Genomic DNA, 4,250 nt, shown 5'->3' on the forward strand with positions numbered 1-4,250 from the left:
GACATGCACCGGGCCAGGATTTTGCAGTTTAACACAGAGCTGCTCCGGGAGAAAAAGCACACAGAGGAAGATTTCAATGAAATCTTCTACAACATCAACTGCTATGAACGCTATTGCCGGGAGCACCCGGACTACCAGAACGGGCGGGCTGTCCATGCCATAGCGAACATAGGCCGGGTCTATGATGACCGGCTGAAAAAACACGATTTTTTATAATCAAAGGAGGAAGCTGTTATGACAAAAAAATGGTGGAAAGCAGCGGGGATTCGGGCCGTTAAGACTGTGGCCCAGGCGGCAGTGGCGGCCATCGGCACCACGGCCATGCTCTCAGAGGTGGACTGGCTGGTGGTGGGCAGCACAGCCCTTCTCTCCGGGGTGCTGTCGCTCCTGACCAGCATCGCGGGCCTGCCGGAAGTGGAGGGATGAGTATGGCGAACCGTATCAAGAACTGGATAACCAAAATCAGCCCATTCCGCAACAGCCCCAGAAATCATGTGATTGATACCATCACCATCCACTGCGTGGTGGGGCAGATGTCGGCAGAGAGCCTGTGCAGCCACTTCCAGACGGCAAACTGTAGCTGCAACTGGGCCATCGGCTTTGATGGCAGGGTGGCGGAGATTGTAAAGGAAGGGGACAGGTCGTGGTGCTCCTCCAGCCCCGCAAACGACCACCGGGCCGTCACCATCGAGTGCGCCAGCGATGCATTCTACCCTTACGCCATCAACGCCAACGTCTGGAAAACCCTTCCTGCCCTGGCTTTCCGCTATGGTAGGGCTGCCCTGGTCGGCCCACGGCGTGGTGTGTTCGTTCTATCTGAACATGGCCAAATCTAACCACAAGGAGGGTGGCATCACCTTTGAAGCTGCAAAAAACACGAATTTTGAGAATAACAGCGGGGACAGCCCCGCAATTTAGGAGGTTAGCAGCATGAATGATTTTATCGCAACTCTTTTACAGGCTGTCTTAGTCGCCGCCGTGCCCGTGTGCGCGGCGTTCATCGGCAAAGGGCTTAAAGCCCTGGGTGCTTACCTGGGGCAGAAATCTGAAAACGAGACGGCAAAAAAGTATCTGGCCGCTGCCGCCGACGCAGTAGCCACCGCCGTGACATACACCAGCCAGGTGTATGTGGACAAGCTCAAGGAGGCCGGCCAGTTCACCAAAGAGAACCAGCGGGAGGCCCTGGGAATTGCGGTGGCCCAGGCCAAGAACCTGTTGACCGCCGAGGCTGCGGCCTTCCTTGAGAGCGCCTACGGTGATTTGAATGAGTACCTCAAGAGCCGTATTGAGGCGGAGGTGCGAAATCAGAAAATGGGTGTGGGCACTTTGACGCTGAGCGCATAAGGACATACGAAAGCCCCCGGCTTTCCCGGGCCGATATTTCGGCGGGGAGGGCCGGGGGCTTTTTTATTTTCCGGGCCTATTTCTCAAAGTAGATGCTATACACGGCCTCGACTATTTCATTGTAGCAATTCCTCTGGCCGCGCTTAATCGCGTTCTGGAGCATTTTAGTCGCCATCTCGGAAGCCTTTTCGTTCTCGCAAATTTTTGCTATCTTCTCATACGTTGTCATTTTGTTTTCTCCTTGTATTCTATGCCGCTCTCCTTCTCCCTGTATACCCGTTAGGCCACATAGTCAAGGGTGATTCATAAATATTTTTGAGAATAGAAAAAGCCCCAAGCATTTACCGCTCAGGGCTTTAGGAGAGAGGCCTCCAGCGTATTCATTTTCTGTGGCAGGAGGTTTTTTGTTCCCGGTTCATTGGGCATACGCACCAGAAGATCCGTCAAGTCGCAGTTAAGCACCTCACATATCTTGTCCAACTGTTCAAGGCTGACACGATCCGTGATCTCGTGATACAGGTCGCTAATCGTGTTGGGACGTATGCCGGTTTTACGCGCGAGGTCTGCCTGCGTCCACCTCAGTTCACCAAGCCGGGTAGACAGTAAAATCCTAATCATAGCCAGTCTCCTTTACGATAGATTCTACCAGAGACTGTCACGTATTTCATGAAATTGTTAAATTATATCGCATTTCGATATAAAAATGCATAGAAAAACCGCCACATGGACATCTCGTGGCGGTTTTTTCCTTATTTGCCCATCAGCAATTCCAATGGACAAGCCATGACAAACACCCCGCCGACCATCGTAATTGTCGGCGCTGGGTTCGCCTGGCGCTCTTTTGGTGGAGATGGCGGGAATCGAACCCGCGTCCGAAAAAAGATTACCAAGGCTTTCTACGAGCGTAGCTTTTGTTTTAACATTCCCTCTGCCCGGCGCCCAAAAGCAGGCTCCGGGTTTTAGTAGCCTTTTGGGTCATGACAAGGGCGAAAGGCGGCGCCCTCGTTCACGTTCACCGCTCATCGGCGCTCTTAGCCCGGCCGCGGTACTCCAGGTAAGAACGGCTGCTTATTTAAGCAGCAACAGCAACAGAATTGTTGTCGTTTAATTTTAAGGTTTGCGGTTTTATAGCGGTCCGCGCCGCTGCTCGCTTACCAGGGCTTTCCTTCCCCGTCGAAACCTTTACATCCCCATTTCTAGCGGCATAACGCCATAATTTTACTACTTATACTATACACGAAATTTCCTCTAATTGCAAGAGGGATTTTTGAAAAAACCTCAAGCGGCGGATGTCATAATTGTTTTAGACACTTTGAGAAAGGCATCTAAAACAATTTTTTATTTACAGGCAGTGTGAGAGGCAGACAAAACCAACAGAAAACGGATTGCACAGAAAGATCTGTTTCAGGCTGGCAGGTGAACATCCCACACAGGGGTAAAACTTTCGAAATTTGGGGCAGGGACTAAGTTTGCGGAGGGAATCGCAGGATTGTTTTAGACACTTTCTGGAAAGGGAGAGGGAGGGTATGAAGCAGTATTTCATGGAGTACGAGAGCGACAGGAAGGTATGCGGCGGGTATTCCCACGTCTGGGGTTTCGCCAGCAGCATTAAAACTGCGAAAGGGTATATCGCCAGGTGCAGAAAGCGGGAGGCGGGGCACAATCCCCGGAATTTTCGTGTTTATGACGCCCGGGCGGACTGCCCGGAGGGAGAACATGTCCCCTGCGTGTACCGTGAAGCGTGACGAAAGGAGGCTCCATGGCAAAATCATTTAAAGAACTGACGGAGGAAGAACGGCAGAGACAGCAGCGCCGCCAGGAGATCGCCCGGCTTTGGGCAGAAGGGGAAAGCTGCCGGGCCATCGGGGAGCGGTTCGGCCTGACCCGTCAGGCTGTTCATGACATCCTGCGTCGGATGGAGGACGGGCCAGTCACCCCAGGCTTTGCCCAGCTTGTGCGGAGGTGGCCCTATCCCAACGCCGCAAACTGGGTATTAGGGAGCGGCTACACTTCCATTGCGGAGCTGGCCCGGGAGACAGGGATTCCGGACAACACCCTGCGGAGCGTCCTGCGGGGGAACACCTTCCCGAAACCAGAGACTGTACAGCCCCTTCTGGCGCTTTCGGGCATGGATTTTAAGGATTTTTTTCACAATCCCGCTTCCCCTCCTCCCTCTCCGGAGGAGCTGGCGCGGCAAAAGGCGGAGCGGGAGCAGGCCCGAAAGGAGCGGCGCAAAACGTACCTGCGGGACTACTATCAGAAAAACCAGGAACGCATCAGGGCCAGGGCGCGGGAGTGGAACCGGGCGCACCCGGCGAACACGCCGGAGGCAAAAGCCGCCCGGGCCGAGTATGACAAGGCCTATAACGCCGCCAACCAGGAGCAGCGGGCGGCGTACCGCAGGGCATACTATCGGGCCAACCCAGAACTGTACGCCCGGAAAAGGAAGCCCCGGACAGAACTGCCCCATCAATTGACACTGGAGGGAAAAGAGCATGAGTAAGGTAATCGCGGTCTGCAATCAAAAGGGCGGGGTGGGAAAAACCGTCACCACTGTAAATCTGGGTATCGGGCTGGCAAAAAAGGGCAGGCGCGTCCTACTAATCGACATGGACGCACAGGGATCTTTAACAGCCAGCCTGGGATACCAGCAGCCTGACCAGATGGAGGAAACTGTCTCCACCATCCTGGGGAAAATCATTCAGGATGTGCCTCTGACGCCCGGCGAGGGCATCCTGCGCCATGCCGAGGGGGTTGACCTGCTGCCCGCCAACATCGAGCTTTCCGGGCTGGAGGTGACGCTGGTGAACACCATGAGCCGGGAAACCGTGCTGCGGGAGTACCTGAAAACCGTCCGTAATCAATACGACGTAATTCTGCTGGACTGCTGCCCGTCCCTTGGAATG

General features: G+C 54.4%; 8 protein-coding genes, 1 other RNA gene and 1 pseudogene. 7 read left to right on the forward strand and 3 right to left on the reverse strand.

Annotated features, from left to right (window positions below; genetic code table 11):
- The 4 genes and pseudogenes from D1841_RS16570 to D1841_RS16585 form a co-directional block, all read left to right on the forward strand.
- Nucleotides 1-216 (forward strand): annotated as a pseudogene (locus D1841_RS16570) (hypothetical protein); the annotation flags it as partial.
- Nucleotides 217-234: 18 nt separating this feature from the next.
- On the forward strand, nucleotides 235-426 hold the full coding sequence (locus tag D1841_RS16575) for a holin (protein ID WP_160645003.1): 192 nt from the start codon (nucleotides 235-237) through the stop codon (nucleotides 424-426).
- A 2-nt stretch (nucleotides 427-428) separates the two neighbouring features.
- Nucleotides 429-836, forward strand: a complete 408-nt coding sequence (locus D1841_RS16580; RefSeq protein WP_237077183.1) for an N-acetylmuramoyl-L-alanine amidase — start codon at nucleotides 429-431, stop codon at nucleotides 834-836.
- A 94-nt stretch (nucleotides 837-930) separates the two neighbouring features.
- Nucleotides 931-1,344 (forward strand): hypothetical protein, encoded by a 414-nt coding sequence (locus tag D1841_RS16585; protein WP_160644699.1) that lies wholly within the window; start codon nucleotides 931-933, stop codon nucleotides 1,342-1,344.
- 76 nt (nucleotides 1,345-1,420) lie between these two features.
- On the opposite strand, the gene D1841_RS16590 is transcribed toward D1841_RS16585, so the two are convergent.
- The 3 genes from D1841_RS16590 to ssrA form a co-directional block, all read right to left on the reverse strand.
- Complete coding sequence (locus D1841_RS16590) at nucleotides 1,421-1,573, reverse strand: hypothetical protein (protein ID WP_161880157.1); 153 nt, start codon at nucleotides 1,571-1,573, stop codon at nucleotides 1,421-1,423.
- Nucleotides 1,574-1,692: 119 nt separating this feature from the next.
- Nucleotides 1,693-1,962, reverse strand: coding sequence for a helix-turn-helix transcriptional regulator (locus D1841_RS16595; RefSeq protein WP_160644701.1), 270 nt, complete (start codon nucleotides 1,960-1,962; stop codon nucleotides 1,693-1,695).
- 224 nt (nucleotides 1,963-2,186) lie between these two features.
- Nucleotides 2,187-2,536: a transfer-messenger RNA gene (gene ssrA, locus D1841_RS16600) on the reverse strand.
- A 334-nt stretch (nucleotides 2,537-2,870) separates the two neighbouring features.
- On the opposite strand from ssrA, the gene D1841_RS16605 reads away from it, so the two are divergent.
- The 3 genes from D1841_RS16605 to D1841_RS16615 form a co-directional block, all read left to right on the forward strand.
- Entirely contained in the window at nucleotides 2,871-3,089 is a 219-nt protein-coding gene (locus D1841_RS16605) for a hypothetical protein (RefSeq protein WP_160644703.1), read from the forward strand.
- Nucleotides 3,090-3,103: 14 nt separating this feature from the next.
- Nucleotides 3,104-3,847, forward strand: coding sequence for a helix-turn-helix domain-containing protein (locus tag D1841_RS16610; RefSeq protein WP_161880158.1), 744 nt, complete (start codon nucleotides 3,104-3,106; stop codon nucleotides 3,845-3,847).
- Nucleotides 3,840-4,250 (forward strand): ParA family protein (locus tag D1841_RS16615; protein WP_166554301.1); only part of this gene is annotated, 411 nt, incomplete at its 3' end. The genes D1841_RS16610 and D1841_RS16615, both read left to right, overlap by 8 nt.

Origin of the sequence: Neglectibacter sp. X4 (assembly GCF_009917365.1) — a bacterium.
In the GTDB taxonomy this organism is placed as follows: Bacteria; Bacillota; Clostridia; order Oscillospirales; family Acutalibacteraceae; genus Acutalibacter.

Bases quoted from the DNA above. Each gene is read 5' to 3' on its own strand.
- D1841_RS16575 (WP_160645003.1), top strand. From the start codon at position 235: ATGACAAAAAAATGGTGGAAAGCAGCGGGGATTCGGGCCGTTAAGACT.
- D1841_RS16580 (WP_237077183.1), top strand. From the start codon at position 429: ATGGCGAACCGTATCAAGAACTGGATAACCAAAATCAGCCCATTCCGC.
- D1841_RS16590 (WP_161880157.1), bottom strand. From the start codon at position 1,573: ATGACAACGTATGAGAAGATAGCAAAAATTTGCGAGAACGAAAAGGCT.
- D1841_RS16605 (WP_160644703.1), top strand. From the start codon at position 2,871: ATGAAGCAGTATTTCATGGAGTACGAGAGCGACAGGAAGGTATGCGGC.
- D1841_RS16610 (WP_161880158.1), top strand. From the start codon at position 3,104: ATGGCAAAATCATTTAAAGAACTGACGGAGGAAGAACGGCAGAGACAG.
- D1841_RS16595 (WP_160644701.1), bottom strand. From the start codon at position 1,962: ATGATTAGGATTTTACTGTCTACCCGGCTTGGTGAACTGAGGTGGACG.
- D1841_RS16585 (WP_160644699.1), top strand. From the start codon at position 931: ATGAATGATTTTATCGCAACTCTTTTACAGGCTGTCTTAGTCGCCGCC.